Here is an 18673-nt window from a genome sequence, read left to right on the forward strand (position 1 = left end):
ATTTTAAAAAAAGTAGATGAACAGATGAATATAGAAACTATGAAGACACCTTGTTATGTGTGTGAAGAACAGCTTTTAGAAAACAATCTTAAACTTCTTGACCGCGTTCAAAAAGAGAGCGGAGCAAAAGTTATATTGGCGCTTAAAGGCTTTGCGATGTGGTCTACGTTTGACCTTGTCAGCAAATACCTTTACGGCTGTACTTCCAGCGGGCTTCACGAGGCTAAACTTGCTTACGAAGAGTTTAAAAAGTTTGATGCAAGCAAAGAGGTACATACATACTCTCCCGCCTTTAAAGATGAAGATATAGACGAGATAGCGAAAATATCGGATCATATCGTCTTTAACTCACCTTCTCAGTTGATGCGTTTTAAAGACAGAGTGTTAGAGATCAATCCAAATATCTCAATTTCTATCCGTATAAATCCAGAGTTTTCGTCATCTCCTGCAGATATGTACAATCCTTGCGGACTTTACAGCCGTCTTGGAACGACACTTGCAAACTTTGATGAGAGTGTTTTAGAGCATATAGACGGCTTGAACTTCCATGCACTTTGCGAGCAGAACGTTGATGCGTTAGAGGGAGTGCTGGAAGCTTTTGAAGAGAAGTTCGGCAAATACATCGACGGTATGAAATATATCAACTTCGGCGGCGGTCACCACATAACTCGTAAGGATTATGATGTAGAACGCCTAATAGAGGTCATAAAAGCGTTTAAAGCAAGACATAACGTAGAGGTCTATCTTGAACCCGGAGAAGCTGTAGGGTGGCAGACGGGCTATCTGGTCGCAACGGTTTTAGATATCGTGCATAACGGTATGGATGTAGCCATCCTTGATACCTCTGCTGAAGCGCATATGCCAGACACGTTAGCGATGCCTTACCGTGCAGATGTCCGTTTCTCAGGTGAAGCGGGAGAGAAGAAACATACATATAGATTCGGCGGAAACACCTGTCTGGCAGGCGACATCATGGGAGATTATTCGTTTGACGAGCCTTTACATGTAGGACAAAGAATAATCTTCGAAGACCAGATCCACTACACGTTTGTCAAAAACACGACGTTTAACGGTATCAAGCTTCCATCTTTGGCAATCTTGAGAAAAGACGGCAGACTCGATATCGTCAAAGAGTTCGGTTACGAGGATTACAGAGACAGACTTTCTTGAAAAAATAAGATCTTAAAAGACAGGTGATGATAAAAAAGATAAAGAAACATGCTACTACAAACAAGCTGGTGATAGTCGGGATACTCTTAGGGGTGTTGTTTGGTTCTTTCCTTCCTGAACTGGCATTAAAGCAAAAGCTTATAGGAACGGCATTCATCTACTTTTTAAAGATGCTGGTTGTCCCGCTTGTGTTCGCCAGCGTCTACACTGCGATCTTAGGACTTGGTTCGCTTGAACATCTTAAGAGAATGGGTCTTAAAACCATAGGTCTTTATCTTTTTACTACTGCTTTGGCTGCTTTGGCAGCAATCGTAGCTATGAACATCTTTCAGATCGGCGAAAGAGTGAGTCATGAAGGGCTGCAGTATGCCCAAGCTGCTCAGATAGCACCATTTTCATTTTCATCCATGATCCTCAGTTTTATCCCCGTAAATATCTTTAAAGCGCTCGGTGAAGGCTCGATGATGCAGATCATCGTCTTTGCCATCCTTTTTGGAGTGGCATCGCTATACTTGAAAAAAGAACAACAGCAACCAATGTTTGATTTCTTTACGGCTGTCAGCAATGTGATGCTGAAAATGGCCGAGTGGGTCATACTACTTACTCCTATCGGTGTCTTCAGTCTCATATCGTATGTCATTGCAGACCAAGGTATAGAGGTCGTTGCAGGTTTGTGGAAATATCTGCTTATGGTCATCGGAGTGATCCTTTTTCACGGAGTCGTCACACTGCCTGCCGTGCTTGCGTTCTTTGGAAGAGTCAATCCCTATCGCTATCTCTCAGACGTTCGAGAAGCGAGTATCATGGCATTTTCTACCGCTTCTTCTGCAGCTACGCTTCCTATCTCTATGCGTGTCGTAGAAGAGGACGGAGAGGTCGATGCAAAGACCGCTTCGTTTGTGCTTCCCTTAGGAGCTACGGTCTCTATGGACGGTACTGCGGCATATCTGAGTGTCGCAGTATTATATATAGCAAATATGGCGGGAGCGACTCTTAGTTTTGGTGATCAGCTTCTGCTTGGTATCACGGTAGTGGCACTTAGTGTCGGAGTCGCAGCACTTCCCAGCGCTTCACTTGTGATGATGGTCGTGATACTTAACCAGTTAGGACTGCCTGTAGAGTATATGGCACTTATTATCGCGGTAGACCGCATACTTGATATGTGTCGCACCTCACTCAACGTGACTTCAGACCTGGTAGTCGCCAAGGTCATAGACCAGTATGAAAAAAGAGATAAACTATAGTGAAAGGAACACGATGATAGAAGATAAAGAGAGATGGAATATTAGACATGTAGAAAAACCGATGCCTCATTATGTGGCACCGATACTTGAGAAATATACAGAGCTGGCTAATGTCGGCACAGCGCTCGACGTAGCATGCGGAATAGGGCGCAACACACACTACCTGGCAGATCTGGGTTTTACGGTGGATGCGATCGATCTTTCCGATTATGCACTGGGACAGATCAGAGAAGATGAGAAGATCATCAAGTATGAGGTCGATCTGGATTTTTATGACCTTGAAAAGCAGAAGTATGATCTTATCATCAATATCAACTATCTTAACAGAAGATTGATGGCGCAGATGACAGAAGCTCTTAATGCAAAGGGGACAGTGATATTCGAGACCTTTATCGTTGCCCACGATAAGCCTGAAAAAGGGAGTATGAACCCGGATTATCTTTTAAATCCAAATGAACTTCTTAATGCATTTAAAGATCTTAATATTATCTACTATGAAGAGAAAGATGTTATCAATCTAAGAGGGGAAGAGGCGAGACTAGCCTCTTTGGTAGCTAAAAAGTTCTAACTTATAATAGTCTTTTCATAAGCTCGATATGGTAACTTTCCTGATAGTTTACAAAGTTAAAAAATCTTTTTAAACCGTCATCTTCTATGGCACCTGAAAGCGTTCTGCACATCTCTTTTGCAGCTTCCTCTTCGGCGATGCCGTCAACTACGAACTTCTGGATATCTTTTACCTTATATGTCAGCTCGTGAAGCTCTCTAGGCAGGGCTAAGATACCCATTTTTGCCATCATCTCTCCAAAAGACTGCAGGTGAAAATGCGACTCGTCTATAAGGTCTTGAAAGACATTGAAGTGAGTCAGATTCTCTGTGCGTGCCTGCATGTAAGCATAGACTAAAATAAGTTCATACTCTTTATAAGACTCTTCAAACAGGAACATCGTCAGTGCATCGATCTGATCTTGGGGAAGATGTTTATCTCCGTAAGTTCTTTTCATGTTAAAAGCGGTCACTTCTGCATTGTTATTTCTATCTTCAAGAAGCGTTGTTATATAGCTTATCATATAGTCTTCGTCAGTTTTCATCCTCGTGTCTAAGACATTTTCAGAATAAAGTGACGCAGTCTCTTCGAGTTCAGCGAGCAGATGTACGAGTACCTCAAAGACACTTCCGCTTTTTTTGAGAGTCTTTGTCCTGTCGTAGTTATAGTCATCACCGCTTCTTAAAGTATCGCCGCCGACCCATTTCATATGACGGAACTCTATTGTCGAGAAGTTGTAGAGGTCTCTTTTTATCTGTTTGTCATTGATCGCAAACGATGCGAACAGTACGCTTAACCAAAGCTCATGTTTTGCCTGATATAGTTTACTCATTTTCATCTGTATCCCTTTATTTAAATCTCATATAGTATGGACTTTGTTCATGTTATATTCAGTCACTGAAGCTTCATCTTTGGTGAGATGAATCATTCTGATTCTACCTCGCAGCTGTCTTTCATCTTGATGATATGGACTTCCTCTTTCTCTCCGCGAAGCAGGTTCTCACGGTTAATAAGCGAAGCTACGAACGCTTCAAGCACCATATCCGTACATATCCTCTGTTTTGGAGTAAGACCACCGAGTTTCAACTCCATTTTCGCTATCGCTTTTTTGCCGTAGTCTATGTTTTGCGTTTTTATCATCTCGCTGAACATAGAACCTACGACTACGGTATCCTGACAGCCGTTTGTTGCGTATCTGACATCTTCTATGATGTCACCTTCGGTCTTTATATAAAAGATGACATACTCTCCCGTCTTTTCATCAACACCGATGCCGACACCGCTGGTATCATCAAGTTTTCCGTAGTTTTTTGGAGCCATAAGGTGCTCTAAGACCTCTGGATTCATACCTTCAGGCATTTTTACATTTTCAAACATATTTATATCTTCAATTTTATTTGGGCTTATTATACATCAACATCCTGTATAATACGTAAAAAAAGAATCTTCTATGAGTAAAAGACAATCAAACAAAAATAACCAATCAGACACTTATAAATTTACACAAAAAGATTTTTTACCTACGACAAAAGCCGAGATGGATGCTCTTGGATGGAAGCAGTGCGACGTCATTCTTGTAAGCGGGGATGCCTACATCGACTCACCGTTTATCGGAGTCGCAATGGTCGGCAGGATGCTGCAGCGTATGGGCTACAAAGTAGGTATCATCGGTCAGCCTGATATCAACAGCGATACCGATATAAAAAGACTTGGAGAACCTCGTCTTTACTGGGGTGTAAGCGGAGGAAGCGTAGACAGTATGGTGAGTAACTATACTGCGACAAAAAAGTTTAGAAACTCCGATGACTACACACCCGGCGGTGTCAATAACAAGCGTCCGGACCGTGCAGTATTAGTGTACTGTAACCTTATCCGCCGTTACTTTAAAGATACTGCACCAATCGTACTCGGCGGTATAGAAGCGAGTCTTAGACGTATCACTCATTATGACTATTGGTCGAACAAACTTCGTAAACCTATCCTTTTTGATGCCAAGGCCGACGCGCTGATATACGGGATGGGAGAGATAGCTTTACAGGAGTTGACAGAGGCGATAGACAAGGGAAAGGATTACAACGATATCCGCGGGGTATGCTATATCTCAAAAGAGCCAAAAGAGGAGTATATCCAGCTTCCCTCACACACAGAATGTCTGCAAAACAAAGAGCGTTATATAGATATGTTCGATGATTTTTATGACAATAATGACCCGATCTCGGCAAGAGGACTCTGCGAAGAGGTCGATGGCAGATACCTGATCCAAAATCCTCCGTGCGATTACTTGACGGAAGAGGAGATGGATGCAAACTCGAACCTTCCTTTTACAAGAGAACTGCATCCCTACCATGCAAAAGAGGGGAAGGTCAAATGTCTTGAAACCATAAAGTTTTCCATTATGACGCATCACGGTTGCTGGGGTGAGTGTAACTTCTGTGCCATAGGCGTGCATCAGGGCAGGACGATCCGAACACGCTCGGAAGAGAACATCTTAAATGAAGCAAAAGAGTTTAACAGGTATAAAGATTACAAAGGGATCATAAGCGATGTCGGAGGTCCGACTGCGAACATGTATGGTTATGAGTGTAACAAAAAGCTCAAACTAGGGACTTGTGATCATCAGCGCTGTGTGGATGCCGATCATCTGTGTAAATCTATGAAAGTCGACCATAGCCGTAATATAAACCTTTTAAGACGTGTACGTGAAGTCGAAGGCGTACGTAAAGCGTTCGTGGCTTCAGGGGTAAGATATGACCTTATAAACGCAGATAAAAAACATGGATACAGCTACTTAAAAGAGATGGTCAGACATCATATCTCGGGACAGATGAAAGTCGCTCCGGAACACACGCAGCAAAATGTACTAGAACTTATGGGAAAACCGGGTAAGCAGGAACTTGTCGAGTTTAAAAAGCTTTATGACAAGTTAAACAAGGAAGAGGGCAAAAAGCAGTTTTTGACCTACTACCTTATAGCCGCACATCCGGGATGTACTGAAAAAGACATGCATGAGCTTAAACGCTTTACAAGCGAAGAGCTGAAGATGAATCCTGAGCAAGCGCAGGTGTTTACTCCGACTCCGGGAACATACAGTGCAGTGATGTACTATACCGAGATGGATCCAAAAACACGCAAAAAAATATTTGTGGAGAAAGATACTCTTAAAAAAGAGAAGCAAAAGAGTATAGTAGTGGCAAAAGATGGCTTTAAAAGCGGTTTTGCTTCATAATTGTTATTTTTTTAAAGAGATTGAAAGATTTTAGATTATATACTCTTCACAAATAGTAACGTAGGATTTTAAATGGCTGCAGAATCTTGTAAAAACTTAGAACTTGAGACACTGCAAGAGGTCACTATAACAGAACAGGAATTTGAGAGTATCTTAAATCTGCAGTCTGTTATATTGGAGATGCTGGCACTCGGTAAAGATTCTGTAGTAATTTTAGATAAACTTTGTAATCTTGCAGAAGCACTTCTTCCTAATTCCGTAGCCTCTATTATGCTGGTAGATACCAAGACAGGGCTTTTAAATGTTTTAGCTGCTCCAAGTGTCCCACAAAGCGGTCATCAAGCATTAGCAGGTTTAAAACCGGGAGCTGACGGCGGATCATGCGGCAATGCCGTTTTTTCAAATCAACCTACCTTTGTCGGCGATACTTTTAATGATCCTAAATGGAAAGATATAAGAAAAGTAGCCTATGATTTTAATCTTCGTTCATGCTGGTCTATGCCGGTCAGAAATGAAGAAAATAACCCTATAGCGACATTTGCACTTTCTTCATTTGAAAAGAGGATGCCTTCACCTTTTCATAAAAAACTGCTTGGAACTGCAGCAGCTATTGTCAATATAGTCCTCAAAAATGAAGATCAGAAAAAGATCATCCTTGAAAAAGAGAAAAAGATCAATCTTTTTACGACCGCCCTGAAAAACACATCCGAAGGGTTCTATATCACTGATAAAGAGAATAATATTTTAGAGATAAACGATTCTTTTACCAAAATCATGGGATATACAAAAGAGGATGTTATCGGCAAAAATCCAAAAATATTATCATCAGACAAGCATGATAAAAAATACTTTGAAGAGATGTGGAGAAGTATCATAGAAGATAAACATTATGCAGGTGAAGTCATAAATAAAAAGAAAAACGGCGAGCTGATCACCCAGTGGATGAGTATTAATCCGATTTATAATGAAAATGACGAACTTCAAAACTATGTTGCTGTCTTTACGGATATATCCAAACTCAAAGAGTCTGAGGCAAAGATAGAGTACTTGGCATATCATGACCCTTTGACATCTTGTTACAATAAACTCTATTTAGAAGATAGACTCGAAGGAGAAAATCCCGATAACCGTTCGTTGATCCTTTTAAATGTAGATAACTTCAGTTATGTCAATCTTTCTTACGGATTTGATATAGGGGATAAACTTTTAGTCGGTATATCAAATGAACTCAAAGAGATATGTAAAGAATCTCAAATATTCAGGATCAACTCTGATGAGTTTGCACTTCTTTGTGACAGTACGGCTGATGTCAAAGCTAGTATCGAGAAGATAAGGACACATTTTAACAGAGTGTCGTTTTATATAGACAATATCAACATCAACGTCTCATTTAGCTATGGAGCTTCGTATGACGGTAACTGCTCTCTACAAAACTCCGCTTTGGCATTAAAACAGGCAAAAGAGAGCGGTAAAAACAGGTTTTATATATTTAGTAAAGACGACACGAATATAGATGTAAATAAAAGAGAGAACTTTGTTAAATATAACAATATCCTTCATGAAGCTATAGAGTTTGGATATTTAGTGCCATACTTTCAAGGGATAAGGGATAACAGAACAGGTGAGATAGTCAAGTATGAATCACTTGTAAGAATTATAAAAGATGATGAAGTGATACCGCCTTTTCAGTTTTTACAAACGGCAAAACTTTCAGGGATGCTTCCTGACATCACGAAGATCATGATAGACAAAAGCTTTGCTGTTATGGCATCAAATGATTACACATTTTCGATAAATATCACGGAAGATGACTTGGATTTGGATTATCTTGAAAAGTATCTGCAGGAAAAATCACAAGAGTATGGTATCGCTCCCCAGAGAATTACTTTAGAGATGCTTGAAGGAATGAGCTCCACGGGTAAAAGAGATCATATAAGACAGTTGAATGCTTTAAAAAGAGACGGTTATCTTCTTGCTATAGACGACTTTGGTGCAGAGTATTCCAACTTTGAGAGAGTACTTGATCTTGATATCGACTTCTTAAAGATAGATGCGAGATATATTAAAAATATCGATATAGATAATAAAAGTTATGAGATTACTAAGTCGATAGTCTATTTTGCAAAAAATGCAGGTATCCCGTGTATTGCAGAGTTTGTTCACAATGAAAATGTTCAAGATATAATTGAAAAGCTAGGGATTGAATACTCTCAAGGTTTTCTGTTTAGCGAGCCTAGCGAGACTATAGGTTAACCAAACATCTTCCTCATCGAGTCAAAGAATTTTGCTCCAATACCTTTGTACTCGACAAGTTCTTTCATATAAGTATCATAATCCGTGTTTTTCTCTTTAAAATAGTTCAAAAGATACTCTTCAGAAGCTCTTATCCCATCTCTATGTTCGATCTGTAGCAGTTTTTTATAAAGAGGTATAACGGCTTCGACGGCTTTTTTAGGGGCTGCTTGTCTGATAGCCAGATAACCTTCCGGTCTTTTCTCAAAAGGGTGGTATTTTGTTTCAAAGAGAGTAGTGACCCAGTAATAATCGCCGTTTTTTGATCGATTTTTTACTACTGCCAAGATATCTTTGTTCTGTCTTAGTCTTTCCCACATCAACTTAAATATCACTTTTGGCATGTCTGGATGTCTGATGATGTTATGAGGTGAACCGATAAGTTCTTTTTCGGTATATCCGGAAACCTCCGTGAAATAGCTGTTGCAATAGGTGATATTGCCCTTTAGGTCTGTTCTGCTGTAGATGGACAAAACATTGCTGAGCTTGATCTCTTTAGGATTACTGTTCATACTTTTACTCCTTTATAGGAATGGACTAAATAAAAAGTATTTTAGCACAAATTAAAACTTTATCTATTACGCAGTTGTATAAAATTTAGTAGTGAGGAGAAAATGAATATAAAAAGCAGTTACATGTAAGAGACTCTTACATGTAAGAAAAGGCGGTTAAACGTTAAATCTGAAGTGCATGACATCGCCGTCTTGTACGATGTACTCTTTTCCTTCTAAACGCATCTTTCCTGCTTCTTTTGCTTTTGCTTCGCCGCCGCACGCTATGTAATCGTCATATGCGATAACTTCTGCACGGATAAAACCTTTTTCAAAATCGTTATGAATAACTGCAGCTGCTTTTGGAGCAGTCGTATTTTTACGGATGGTCCAAGCACGGACCTCTTTTACACCTGCTGTGAAGTAACTCATCAGTCCTAGTTTATCAAATCCTTTTCTGATGATCTGTGCAAGTCCCGACTCTTCGACACCGAGATCTTGTAAGAACTCTTGTGCTTCATCTTCTTCAAGACCTACAAGTTCCTCTTCGATCTTTGCACAAAGCTTTAATACTTCACAGTTTTGAGCGTTTGCGTGCTCTTTTACCGCTTTGACATACTCATTGTCTTCAAGAAGACCGTCTTCATCGACATTTGCTCCGTACATGATCTCTTTTGCCGTAAGGAGTCTTAGGTCTCTGTTGAGTTCATGAAACATCTCACTGTCTGCTTCAGGGAAGTTACGAGCCAGTTTTCCGTCAGCCAGGAACTCCATTAACGTGTCTGCAAAGTCGACCAAAGCTTTTGCGCCTTTGTCTGCTTTTGCTTGTTTTTGAAGACGCTGGATTCTGTTTGAAAGAGCTTCGATATCGGCAAGGATAAGTTCGTTTTCGATGATATCTATATCGCGTAGAGGATCGATATTTCCCTCTGTATGGACGATGTTCTCATCTTCAAAACATCTGACGATCTGTAGGATCACCTCAGTCTCGCGGATGTTTGATAAAAATTTATTTCCCAGACCCTCACCTTTACTTGCACCTTTAACAAGACCTGCGATATCGACAAAGTCAAGTGTAGAGTGTTGTACACGCTCAGGATTGACTATTTTTGAAAGTTCGTTAAGACGGGCATCCGGTACAGGAACGATAGCTTTATTTGGTTCTATTGTACAAAATGGATAGTTTGCAGCTTCTGCATTTTGAGCTTTTGTTAAAGCATTGAAAGTTGTTGATTTTCCTACGTTTGGTAGTCCTACTAGACCTATTGCTAATCCCATTTTAGACCTTTATTGCGCTTATAAAATAATTGTGTAATTCTATCTAAAGTTTACTTGGAGTTTTTATAAACACCCCGATGTACTGTTTAATTAGATAAATTTATTTTTACTAAAAGTCATTTTAGTGAATTTTTTGCTACAATTTATACAGGAGTGAAGAATGCGTTGCTTTTATAGTGATATAAAAGTTATTTATAACAACAAAAGGAGTTGCAATGTCAACAAAACTTATTATTGTCGCTGATTTACAACATTTTAAATTTTATACAAGTAAAGTCGATCCGCTTGGAAGAGAGTCGTTAGAATTAGTGGAGGGGAGTGACAGTCTTTTGATCCATCAAAGACTGCGTGAAAAAGTCTCTGACCGTCACGGGAATTTCCAAAGTGTAAGCGGAAGCGGTTTTGGAGAGGATCATAATCTAGGTTTGGAGGAAGAACGCCGCAGGATCAAAGAGATCGCTCAAGAGATAAATAACGTACTAAAAGAGCAGGGTGACAAATCCTGGTACTTTGCAGCACCAAAAGCTATCAATAATCAGGTAGTAGAACTATTGGATCCGAGCGTTAAAAAAAGTATGAGTATTAATCTTCAGGCGGATCTGACAAATATCCCTGTAACAGACCTGCTGGGACATTTTAAAAAATAGAAAGTCAAATATGCCTCTGGAAAGTTCAGAGGCAAAAGAGGGTTATTTTAGCTCTTTTAAAAAACTGCTTATAAGTCTGACGCCTGCACCTGTCGCGCCGTATACATTACAATCCCAAGGAGACTCTGTATATGCAGAACCTGCGATATCAAAGTGCAGCCATTTCTCTTTATTCTCATCTTTAATAAAGTTATCTAAGAACAGACCAGCCGTGATCGCACCGCCGTACGGTTTGGAAGCGACATTGGAAAGGTCTGCTATCTCGCTTTTAAGAAGCTTTTTCAGATGTCTGTTAAACGGAAGCGCTCCTATAAGCTCACCAGACTTGTCTGCAGCTGTAAAAAGGTCGTGTTTAAGCTTGTTTGAGTGTCCCATAACACCTGTCGTATATTGACCAAGAGCCACCATACAAGCACCTGTAAGTGTCGCAAAATCGAAGATATAGTCTGCTTTGACTTTGTCTTGTGCATAATCAAGCACATCACATAGCACAAGACGGCCTTCTGCATCGGTATTTCTTACTTCTACCGTTTTTTTGCTGCGTGTCACAAGCACATCATCAGGTTTGTAAGCATCTCCGCCGATCATATTTTCGACTGCACCGATAAATGCGTGTATCTCTACATCTAATTTTAGTTCGCTCGCAGCTTTGATCATTCCAAGGACAGCACATGCACCCGCTTTATCCATCTTCATCGTCACCATAGAAGTAGCAGGTTTAAGGCTGAGCCCGCCGCTGTCATAAGTAAGACCTTTTCCTACTAAGCTGATGATCTTTTTCGCTTTTTTAGGTTTGTATGCAAGGTGGATAAGCTGACTTTCATGGCGTGATGCACGTCCGACTGCAAGCATCGATTCCATCTTCTCTTTACGAAGATCATCTTCACCTAAAACGTTACATGTAAGCTTGTTTTCACGTGCTAGCTCTTTGGCTATTTCAGCGAAGCTTGCAGGGTGGAGGTCTTCTGGAGTCGTATTGACGATATCACGTGTGAAACATGTAGATTCAGCGATGATCACTGCTTCTTCGAATGCTTTTGAAAGCTTTTTGATATCTTTACATGTAAGATAGATATCTTGTAAAGTTGCCTCTTTAGACTCTGATTTATATCTGTTGTAGTCGTATCCTCCGAGGATGACACCTTCTACAACGGCTTCTAAATTTTTCGCATCTACCGGGAATGAAGCAGATTCATTTTTAGAAGATTTAAGTGCTTTTATCGCTTGGCTGGCAGCACTTCTGATGCAGTCGCTCTCTAATGCTTCGACACCGCACGCTAAGATACCTTTCTCATGCAGAAAACAAAGTGTGTCTTGTGCCGCTTCAAAACCTGCTTTTTCAAGCAGTTTTTTCTGTTTATGTTTTTTTAGCGTCTCTTTAGTTAAAAACTCTACGCATACATCACTTTTTATCTCGTTGACTAGATCTAAATTCATTATATATCCTTGATTGGAACTCTTAATCGAAATGAAGCAGGTCTTTTGCCTGCATCATATCTTTGTCACCGCGTCCTGAAAGGTTGACGATGATCAGTTTACCTTTAATATCTTCTATTTTCTTGAGGTATGCTACCGCATGTGCACTTTCAAAAGCGGGAATGATTCCCTCTTTTCTACTTAACCATACGAATGCGTCAAGTGCTTCTTCATCTGTCGCATTTCCGTATGATGCAGATCCGTTGTCTTTATGAAATGCATGTTCGGGTCCGATACCGGGATAATCAAGTCCCGCAGAGATCGAATGCGCTTCAAGTATTTGCCCGTCTTCATCTTGAAGCAGGTAGCTCATCTGTCCGTGGAGTACTCCGGGACGACCCATTAGAAGAGAACACCCGTGTTTGTCCGTACAGACACCGTGTCCGCCTGCCTCGACACCGATACACTCTACCTCTTTGTCTTCTAAAAAGTGCTGAAATGCACCGATAGCATTACTTCCGCCGCCGATACAAGCGATAACATGATCAGGAAGACGGTTTTCTTTTTCAAGTATCTGAGCTCTTGCTTCATACCCTATGATCGCTTGAAAATCACGTACCATCATCGGATATGGATGAGGACCGGCAACTGTACCGATGATATAAAAAGTATCTCTGGCATTTGTAACCCAGTGACGGATAGCATCGTTCATTGCGTCTTTTAACGTCTTAGATCCACTCTCTACAGCATTGACTTTTGCTCCCAGAAGCTTCATACGAAAGACGTTTAGTTCTTGGCGTGCGACATCTTTTGCACCCATGAATATTTCGCACTCCAGACCTAAAAGAGCTGCTATGGTGGCAGTCGCTACACCGTGCTGTCCCGCACCCGTCTCAGCGATCACTTTTTTGTATCCAAGACGTTTTGCCATAAGACCTTGAGCGATAACGTTGTTTACTTTATGTGCTCCCGTATGGTTCAGGTCTTCACGTTTTAAGTAGATTTTTGCTCCGAGCTCTTCAGAGATATTATGTGCATAATAAAGCGGAGAAGGGCGGCCTACATAGTCTTTTAGATAGTAATCGACCTCTTTCCAGAAATCTTTGTCAAATCTGATCTTTTTGTACTCTTTATCCAGATCTAAAAGCGCCGGCATCAATGTCTCAGGAACATAACGTCCCCCGAATATGCCGAAGTGTCCGTTTTCATCAGGATCGAATTTTGATGGTGATGGTATATACATTAATCTATTCCTACTACGCTATAAACTTTTGTCTGTTTTTCCAGTACTTTTTGTCCCTCTAGGAAATTCAAAGCAAGGATGAAACATGCTTCGACACAGACAGCACCTGTTTTATTGATAAGGGAAGCGGCTGCATTTGCTGTCCCGCCTGTCGCTATAAGATCGTCTATTAAAAGGACTTTCGCATCTTTTACATCTCTAAAGGCATCAATATGCAGTTCGACTTCATCAAAGCCGTACTCTAAAGAGTATTTTTCAGAGATCGTCGTATATGGAAGCTTTCCTTTTTTACGGATAGGGACAAATCCCGTTCCCAGCATCTGAGCAAGTGCAGCCCCAAAGATAAAACCGCGTGCATCTATACCCGCTATAAAATCCAGATTATAATCTTTATATCTTGCAGCTAAATGGTCCATAAGTACTGAAAAAGCATGTTTGTCGTTTAAAAGTGTCGTAATATCTTTAAAGACGATACCCGGTTTTGGAAAATCAGGTATGTCACGGATCGCATCATTTATGATCTTTAAATCTTGCGCTGTCATAGTTATCCTTTATAGTAAAGCGTCTATTCTGCTCTCAAGAGCTTTTATTTTAGAGTTTAATCTTTCTGTCTCAAGTCTGTGTTTAGAGTTACGCTGTTTTAAAACTTTTAGTTCATTTCTTAGCTTTGTCAACTCTTCACTCAAAATATCAACATTTCCGAGTGCACGCTGAAGCTGTATCTGATACTTTCTGATCAGTATCTCAGCTTCTTGAAGCGTTAGTTTCATCATCTCATTGCTACGCTGCTCTTTTACAGTAATACTTTTGAAATAAAACATCTTCACAAACAGAAATATAGCTAACAGTGAAACTATCGTTAAAACCGACCACTCAAAAAACATATCTTATCCTTGTATAGATTCTATCTTCTCGACACGTCCTGCATGGCGTCCGCCCTCAAAACCTGAAGCAATCCAGCTATCGATGATAGACTCTGCAACACCTTTGCCTACAATACGCTCACCAAAACACAAGATGTTAGCATCATTGTGTCCGCGGGCTACTTGTGCAGTGTATGCATCATGGCAGAGTGCAGCACGGATACCGTGAAATCTGTTTGCAGCCATACTCATACCGATGCCTGAACCGCAGATAAGGATCCCTTGGCTTTCACTGTCTGCAAGTACGCTTTGTGCAACTTTGACTGCATAGTCCGGATAATCGACTCTGTCTTTGTTAAACGGACCAAGATCGACGACCTCATGACCTTTTTGTTTTAGTAACTCAACTGTATAGTCTTTTAGATCAACTCCGGCGTGATCTGTAGCTATATAAAATTTCATCCGGTTTTTCCTTTATGATAGAAGTAGGTTTAATACCATTTGAACTGGCAATATTAATAGATAATCTTTTAAAGGTGTCATTAGTACAACAAGTACTATAATCATACCATAACGCTCCAATTTATAAAACGTTTCAGCTATCTCTTTTTGGTTAAATTTTAGTGCAAGGTACATTAAAAAATGTGCCCCGTCAAACTGCGGTATCGGCAGCAGGTTAAATACACCGAGAACGACATTGATGATGACTAACTGCATTACCAGCATATATGTAAATATATAAACAAGAGAATCAGCAGAAGTAGGGCTAGCCATAGAAACAAGTGCCATAGAGGCAAATGCAGCAACCGTGAAGTTGTAAACTATACCGGCAAGACTTACCTGCATTGCTGCATTATATCCGCCTCTGTTGATGACTGTTCTCATGTTTACCGGAACCGGTTTTGCCCATCCGAAGATAAAGCCGCCTCCGCCTCCGAGTAAAAGAGGTAAAAAGTATAAAACAGCAGGAACGATGATGGTACCCACCATATCTACATGTATGATAGGGTTTATAGATAAGCGTCCTGCATTTTTAGCAGTCATATCGCCATATTTGTAAGCAATAAACCCGTGCATTATCTCATGACCTATGATAGCTATCATAAGGGCTATGACAGCAGTTATGATCTTTAAAATATCAATAAAGTCCATTGTCTTTTTTGTCCTCTTTTACTCTTTCAGCTATTGCACGGTTTAGGTACTCAGGCTGTTCAAGGTCAGTAGGAGTTTTACCCATTCTGTCCCATCTGATCTCATAATTGTCGTCCATACTGAAGTAGATGAACCAAGGAGTTCCTTCTAGGTTTGCATACGGTACAGGACCCCAGAAACGGCTGTCGTTTGAGTGGTCACGGTTGTCACCCATCATAAAATAGCTTTTAGCAGGTACTTTATATATCTCAGTTTGAAAAATAGGATTATGATTCAAAAGTTTTATGTCATCTGAGAGCTTGTACATATTTGAAACTATCATATTGAGTTTTTCAACTGAATTGATTCTCTCCATTCTTCCATCATTTGAAAGTAATACAGGAGTATCTCCTTCGATAGCATCATCATGATGGATACCAGGATGCTGTTTCATATAAGGGTTCTTGACCCAAAGTTTTCCGTCGATCGTGACTATGTTTTCTTTCGGGTAGTTTTTATTGATAAACTCGTCGCCTTCACGTGGATGAAGATACAGATCTTTATCTTTTACGAACACTTCATCGCCCGGAAGTGCCACACATCTTTTTACATAGTGAAGTTTTACGTTGTGAGGATATCTGAATATCACGATATCGCCGCGTTTTGGTTCGTCACCGTCGATAAGATGCAGATCGTCAGTCCAAGGAGTCACAGAGACCTCTAGAAAAGGGATATGTGGAGTAGGGACACCGTAAACGAATTTTTTAGCAAAAAGGTGATCTCCGATAAGAAGTGAGTCTTTCATAGAACCGCTTGGGATTCTAAAGGCCTGTGCAACAAAAAATATGACAAATAAAACGATGATGATCGTTCCAGGCCATGAGTTTGAAAATTTATACGTTTTATACAAAAAGTTTTTCATTAGCTCTCTTTAGAGTGAAGTTGTGCCGCTTTTAAAGTATTACTTAACAGCATTGAAATAGTCATTGGGCCGACTCCGCCCGGTACCGGAGTGATATATGAACATTTTTGAGATACGTTTTCATAGTCGACGTCACCGACAAGCTTTCCGTTATCAGCTCTATTGATTCCGATATCTATGATGATAGCACCCTCTTTAACCATATCTTCTTTGATCAGGTTTATAACACCCACACCAACTAGAATTATATCAGCATTTAGGGTATGCTTTTTTAAATCATCGGTAAATATATGACAGATCTCTACGGTCGCATTGGCATTTAAAAGAAGAGAGGCCATCGGTTTTCCAACAATGTTCGAAGCACCTACGACAACACAGTTTTTCCCTTTTAGATCGATATCGTACTCTTTAAAAAGTTCCATGACACCAAGCGGAGTACACGGTACAAAACCGTCAAGTCCCGTTGTCAGACGTCCGACGTTGTACGGGTGAAAACCGTCGACATCTTTATTTGGAGAGACAAGTTCAAGCAGTTTTGTCGTATCTATCTGCGAAGGAAGAGGAAGCTGGATGAGAATTCCGTCTATGTTAGGGTTATTATTCATCATCGTAATAGTGTTTTCGATAGCTTCTTGGGATATGTTAGTAGGCATCTCATGTGTAACTGAGTAAAACCCGACTCTGTCGCAAGCTTTTTTCTTCATGCTTACGTAAGCTTGGCTAGCAGGGTCGTTTCCAACTAGTACAACAGCTAAACCCGGAACTCTTCCTGTTTGCTCTTTTAACAGTTGTGTGCCTGTTAGTACCTCATTTTCAATTTTTTTTGCTAAAGTTTTACCGTCAAGAATCTTCATTTAATCACCATAAATTATTTTTTTGATAATATACCGATAATTGCCTAAAAGGTCGCTTTGAATGAAATTGTTACTATTATTAATAACTCCTATATATATATTTGCCGCTGCATCGTTTATTACAGAGGATGAGTATGCATCATCTTTATATAAAAATCCCAGAGGGATAGGGTGTGATAAATGTCACGGGGCTGACGGAAAAGGGCTGCTTGTAGCCAAATACGTAAGCAACGGTGTCACAAAGGAGTTTAAAGGTCCCGACATAACGGAACTAGGATTTAAAGTCTTTTATGAAGCTCTAGATACGAGAAAAAGCGGAATGCCGAGATACTTTTTGACAAAAGACGAGATAGAGACGCTTTACAAATATCTTCATAAGGAGAAGAAGTAATGGATGAGACTCTTTTAAGATCGATTGAAAAAGCGTTGGAAGAAAATGATCTTGCAGCACTAGACAAGATCGCAGTACCAAAGTACAGAGTCATCAATAAAAAAGAGGACTACAGGTCTGCGTTGATGCTTTCAGCTCATAATCTCAAACATCTCTTGAAGATCCCTTCGCTTGACGCCGAGTGTATCATGCTTAATCTCGAAGACGGAGTATCAAAAGAGCAAAAACCCTTTGCACTTGCTCTTTGTGCTATCTTCTTGTCGCATTATAAAGAGTGTGATAAAAAGCTTGTCGTGCGTGTTAATGCATTAGATGAAGGTGGATACGATGAGATAACCTATCTAAACCAGTTTATGCCCGATGCTATCCGCGTACCAAAGATAAAGACTCCAAAAGAGGTAGAAAGTATACTTCATCTATTAAAAGATGAGATAGAACTGCACCTCTCGATAGAGACATGCGAAGCATGGGCAAATCTAGCATCTTTAAAGGTAGATAAACGGGTAAAAGCATTTTATCTCGGTGTTTTGGACCTGTTTGCCGATATGCGCATTCCGCAATCCCAGATACAACGCGACAACCATACATTCTTGTATATGCTAAGCCATTTTCTTGTTACATGTAAAGCCATACATGTAAAGCCTGTCTCGTTCGTGTATCAGGACTTTAAAAATCTTGATGAGTTTAAGCTGTGGCTTGAAATGGAAAAAAGTATGGGATTTGATGCAAAAGGGTGTATCTCTCCTTCTCAGGTCACGCTGGTAAACGAGGTGTTTAAAGATGAGATAGCTGAGATCGAACGTGCAAAAGTCATAGTAAAACTCTTTGAGATGAACAGAGATCTTGGTATTACAGGATTTGTGGACGATGAGTACGGCTTTATAGATGAGCCGATCTATAAAGGAGCCTTGGCTGTTTTAAAAGACAAGGATCTTTAAGAACCTTGTCTTACATGTAA

At 40.2% G+C, this 18673-nt stretch carries 20 protein-coding genes; 8 read left to right on the forward strand and 12 right to left on the reverse strand.

Annotated features, from left to right (window positions below; all coding sequences use genetic code 11):
- Positions 1 to 24: 24 nt before the first annotated feature.
- Genes nspC through WCX87_RS05280 form a run of 3 tightly spaced genes read left to right on the forward strand, consistent with a single transcriptional unit; the run spans position 25 to position 2982 of the window.
- Positions 25 to 1170, forward strand: coding sequence for a carboxynorspermidine decarboxylase (gene nspC, locus WCX87_RS05270; RefSeq protein ID WP_345981000.1), 1146 nt, complete (start codon positions 25 to 27; stop codon positions 1168 to 1170).
- Positions 1171 to 1196: 26 nt separating this feature from the next.
- Positions 1197 to 2414, forward strand: a complete 1218-nt coding sequence (locus WCX87_RS05275) for a dicarboxylate/amino acid:cation symporter (RefSeq protein ID WP_345981001.1) — start codon at positions 1197 to 1199, stop codon at positions 2412 to 2414.
- Positions 2392 to 2982: a methyltransferase domain-containing protein gene (locus tag WCX87_RS05280; protein WP_345981002.1), complete on the forward strand. Its 591-nt coding sequence runs from the start codon at positions 2392 to 2394 to the stop codon at positions 2980 to 2982. Before WCX87_RS05275 ends, WCX87_RS05280 begins: the two co-directional genes overlap by 23 nt.
- Before the next feature lies 1 nt (position 2983).
- Here the strand turns inward: WCX87_RS05280 and WCX87_RS05285 are convergent, their stop codons facing one another.
- Complete coding sequence (locus tag WCX87_RS05285) at positions 2984 to 3793, reverse strand: iron-binding protein (protein WP_345981003.1); 810 nt, start codon at positions 3791 to 3793, stop codon at positions 2984 to 2986.
- Positions 3794 to 3885: 92 nt separating this feature from the next.
- Positions 3886 to 4338: an iron-sulfur cluster assembly scaffold protein gene (locus WCX87_RS05290; RefSeq protein ID WP_345981004.1), complete on the reverse strand. Its 453-nt coding sequence runs from the start codon at positions 4336 to 4338 to the stop codon at positions 3886 to 3888.
- A gap of 73 nt (positions 4339 to 4411) precedes the next feature.
- Between WCX87_RS05290 and WCX87_RS05295 the strand changes: the two genes are divergently transcribed.
- Both WCX87_RS05295 and WCX87_RS05300 read left to right on the forward strand, forming a co-directional pair.
- Positions 4412 to 6187 (forward strand): YgiQ family radical SAM protein, encoded by a 1776-nt coding sequence (locus WCX87_RS05295; protein WP_345981005.1) that lies wholly within the window; start codon positions 4412 to 4414, stop codon positions 6185 to 6187.
- Positions 6188 to 6259: 72 nt separating this feature from the next.
- A complete protein-coding gene (locus WCX87_RS05300) occupies positions 6260 to 8440 on the forward strand; it encodes an EAL domain-containing protein (protein WP_345981006.1) in 2181 nt (726 codons plus the stop codon).
- Here the strand turns inward: WCX87_RS05300 and WCX87_RS05305 are convergent.
- A complete protein-coding gene (locus tag WCX87_RS05305; protein WP_345981007.1) occupies positions 8437 to 8991 on the reverse strand; it encodes a PAS domain-containing protein in 555 nt (184 codons plus the stop codon). The genes WCX87_RS05300 and WCX87_RS05305 overlap by 4 nt on opposite strands.
- A 156-nt stretch (positions 8992 to 9147) precedes the next feature.
- Complete coding sequence (gene ychF, locus WCX87_RS05310; protein WP_345981008.1) at positions 9148 to 10248, reverse strand: redox-regulated ATPase YchF; 1101 nt, start codon at positions 10246 to 10248, stop codon at positions 9148 to 9150.
- Between the two features lie 215 nt (positions 10249 to 10463).
- Between ychF and WCX87_RS05315 the strand changes: the two genes are divergently transcribed.
- Entirely contained in the window at positions 10464 to 10895 is a 432-nt protein-coding gene (locus WCX87_RS05315; protein ID WP_345981009.1) for a host attachment protein, read from the forward strand.
- A 42-nt stretch (positions 10896 to 10937) separates the two neighbouring features.
- Here the strand turns inward: WCX87_RS05315 and WCX87_RS05320 are convergent, their stop codons facing one another.
- Genes WCX87_RS05320 through folD form a run of 8 tightly spaced genes read right to left on the reverse strand, consistent with a single transcriptional unit; the run spans position 10938 to position 17324 of the window.
- The gene (locus WCX87_RS05320; RefSeq protein WP_345981010.1) at positions 10938 to 12332 is read right to left on the reverse strand and encodes a leucyl aminopeptidase; all 1395 of its coding nucleotides are present in this window, start codon (positions 12330 to 12332) and stop codon (positions 10938 to 10940) included.
- A gap of 22 nt (positions 12333 to 12354) precedes the next feature.
- Complete coding sequence (gene trpB, locus WCX87_RS05325; protein WP_345981011.1) at positions 12355 to 13554, reverse strand: tryptophan synthase subunit beta; 1200 nt, start codon at positions 13552 to 13554, stop codon at positions 12355 to 12357.
- Positions 13554 to 14102: an adenine phosphoribosyltransferase gene (locus tag WCX87_RS05330; protein WP_345981097.1), complete on the reverse strand. Its 549-nt coding sequence runs from the start codon at positions 14100 to 14102 to the stop codon at positions 13554 to 13556. The genes trpB and WCX87_RS05330 overlap by 1 nt, the downstream gene beginning before the upstream one ends.
- Before the next feature lie 3 nt (positions 14103 to 14105).
- Positions 14106 to 14438 (reverse strand): hypothetical protein, encoded by a 333-nt coding sequence (locus tag WCX87_RS05335; RefSeq protein ID WP_345981012.1) that lies wholly within the window; start codon positions 14436 to 14438, stop codon positions 14106 to 14108.
- A 3-nt stretch (positions 14439 to 14441) separates the two neighbouring features.
- Entirely contained in the window at positions 14442 to 14879 is a 438-nt protein-coding gene (gene rpiB, locus WCX87_RS05340) for a ribose 5-phosphate isomerase B (protein WP_345981013.1), read from the reverse strand.
- Positions 14880 to 14891: 12 nt separating this feature from the next.
- The gene (locus tag WCX87_RS05345; RefSeq protein WP_345981014.1) at positions 14892 to 15569 is read right to left on the reverse strand and encodes a site-2 protease family protein; all 678 of its coding nucleotides are present in this window, start codon (positions 15567 to 15569) and stop codon (positions 14892 to 14894) included.
- Positions 15556 to 16470 (reverse strand): signal peptidase I, encoded by a 915-nt coding sequence (gene lepB, locus WCX87_RS05350; protein WP_345981015.1) that lies wholly within the window; start codon positions 16468 to 16470, stop codon positions 15556 to 15558. Before lepB ends, WCX87_RS05345 begins: the two co-directional genes overlap by 14 nt.
- A complete protein-coding gene (gene folD, locus WCX87_RS05355; RefSeq protein ID WP_345981016.1) occupies positions 16470 to 17324 on the reverse strand; it encodes a bifunctional methylenetetrahydrofolate dehydrogenase/methenyltetrahydrofolate cyclohydrolase FolD in 855 nt (284 codons plus the stop codon). Before folD ends, lepB begins: the two co-directional genes overlap by 1 nt.
- A 61-nt stretch (positions 17325 to 17385) precedes the next feature.
- Here folD and WCX87_RS05360 point away from each other — a divergent pair, with 61 nt between their 5' ends.
- Complete coding sequence (locus WCX87_RS05360) at positions 17386 to 17715, forward strand: cytochrome c (protein ID WP_345981017.1); 330 nt, start codon at positions 17386 to 17388, stop codon at positions 17713 to 17715.
- Positions 17715 to 18653: an aldolase/citrate lyase family protein gene (locus WCX87_RS05365; protein WP_345981018.1), complete on the forward strand. Its 939-nt coding sequence runs from the start codon at positions 17715 to 17717 to the stop codon at positions 18651 to 18653. Before WCX87_RS05360 ends, WCX87_RS05365 begins: the two co-directional genes overlap by 1 nt.
- Positions 18654 to 18673: the final 20 nt, after the last annotated feature.

Source organism: Sulfurimonas sp. HSL3-2, from assembly GCF_039645965.1.
GTDB lineage: Bacteria > Campylobacterota > Campylobacteria > Campylobacterales > Sulfurimonadaceae > Hydrocurvibacter > Hydrocurvibacter mobilis.

Bases quoted from the DNA above. Each gene is read 5' to 3' on its own strand.
- trpB (WP_345981011.1), bottom strand. From the start codon at position 13,554: ATGTATATACCATCACCATCAAAATTCGATCCTGATGAAAACGGACAC.
- nspC (WP_345981000.1), top strand. From the start codon at position 25: ATGAATATAGAAACTATGAAGACACCTTGTTATGTGTGTGAAGAACAG.
- WCX87_RS05300 (WP_345981006.1), top strand. From the start codon at position 6,260: ATGGCTGCAGAATCTTGTAAAAACTTAGAACTTGAGACACTGCAAGAG.
- WCX87_RS05280 (WP_345981002.1), top strand. From the start codon at position 2,392: ATGAAAAAAGAGATAAACTATAGTGAAAGGAACACGATGATAGAAGAT.
- WCX87_RS05315 (WP_345981009.1), top strand. From the start codon at position 10,464: ATGTCAACAAAACTTATTATTGTCGCTGATTTACAACATTTTAAATTT.
- lepB (WP_345981015.1), bottom strand. From the start codon at position 16,470: ATGAAAAACTTTTTGTATAAAACGTATAAATTTTCAAACTCATGGCCT.
- WCX87_RS05275 (WP_345981001.1), top strand. From the start codon at position 1,197: ATGATAAAAAAGATAAAGAAACATGCTACTACAAACAAGCTGGTGATA.
- folD (WP_345981016.1), bottom strand. From the start codon at position 17,324: ATGAAGATTCTTGACGGTAAAACTTTAGCAAAAAAAATTGAAAATGAG.
- WCX87_RS05360 (WP_345981017.1), top strand. From the start codon at position 17,386: ATGAAATTGTTACTATTATTAATAACTCCTATATATATATTTGCCGCT.
- WCX87_RS05290 (WP_345981004.1), bottom strand. From the start codon at position 4,338: ATGTTTGAAAATGTAAAAATGCCTGAAGGTATGAATCCAGAGGTCTTA.
- WCX87_RS05365 (WP_345981018.1), top strand. From the start codon at position 17,715: ATGGATGAGACTCTTTTAAGATCGATTGAAAAAGCGTTGGAAGAAAAT.
- WCX87_RS05285 (WP_345981003.1), bottom strand. From the start codon at position 3,793: ATGAGTAAACTATATCAGGCAAAACATGAGCTTTGGTTAAGCGTACTG.
- WCX87_RS05305 (WP_345981007.1), bottom strand. From the start codon at position 8,991: ATGAACAGTAATCCTAAAGAGATCAAGCTCAGCAATGTTTTGTCCATC.
- ychF (WP_345981008.1), bottom strand. From the start codon at position 10,248: ATGGGATTAGCAATAGGTCTAGTAGGACTACCAAACGTAGGAAAATCA.
- rpiB (WP_345981013.1), bottom strand. From the start codon at position 14,879: ATGAAATTTTATATAGCTACAGATCACGCCGGAGTTGATCTAAAAGAC.
- WCX87_RS05335 (WP_345981012.1), bottom strand. From the start codon at position 14,438: ATGTTTTTTGAGTGGTCGGTTTTAACGATAGTTTCACTGTTAGCTATA.
- WCX87_RS05320 (WP_345981010.1), bottom strand. From the start codon at position 12,332: ATGAATTTAGATCTAGTCAACGAGATAAAAAGTGATGTATGCGTAGAG.
- WCX87_RS05295 (WP_345981005.1), top strand. From the start codon at position 4,412: ATGAGTAAAAGACAATCAAACAAAAATAACCAATCAGACACTTATAAA.
- WCX87_RS05345 (WP_345981014.1), bottom strand. From the start codon at position 15,569: ATGGACTTTATTGATATTTTAAAGATCATAACTGCTGTCATAGCCCTT.